The 489-nt window shown below is 70.6% G+C and carries 1 protein-coding gene; it reads right to left on the bottom strand.

Translation table 11 applies throughout. The features are described from left to right. On the bottom strand, nucleotides 1-476 hold a 476-nt coding region (locus tag HMPREF0043_RS11520), incomplete at its 3' end, for a hypothetical protein (RefSeq protein WP_198010305.1). Nucleotides 477-489: the final 13 nt, after the last annotated feature.

Below are 489 nucleotides of genomic sequence, written 5' to 3'. Positions count from 1 at the left end.
GTCCGGACTCGCCACGATAGCCGCGCCGATCCGGTCCTCCCAGCGACGCGAGTCCCGATCCCACCGCCGCTCGCCACGCTCGTCACGACGGCGATCCTCGTAGTCACGGCGCGGGCGACGCTCATCCCAACGACGAGACTCCCCACGACCCCCGTTCCTGTCGCCTCGGTATCCCTCATCACGATACCCACGACCGCCGCGGTATCCCCTGTCGTCGCGGTATCCGCGGTCGTCGCGGTCGTTGCGGCGGTTGTCGTGGTCGCGACGGCCGCGATCCTCCCAGCGTCGGGCCTCGCGTCCGGACTCGCCACGATAGCCGCGCCGATCCCGGTCCTCCCAGCGACGCGAGTCCCGATCCCACCGCCGCTCGCCACGCTCGTCACGACGGCGATCCTCGTAGTCACGGCGCGGGCGACGCTCATCCCAACGACGAGACTCCCCACGACCCCCGTTCCTGTCGCCTCGGTATCCCTCATCACGACACCCACG

Origin of the sequence: Actinobaculum sp. oral taxon 183 str. F0552 (genome assembly GCF_000466165.1) — a bacterium.
Taxonomy (GTDB): Bacteria; Actinomycetota; Actinomycetes; order Actinomycetales; family Actinomycetaceae; genus Peptidiphaga.
This window is presented reverse-complemented; position numbering and strand designations above follow the sequence as displayed.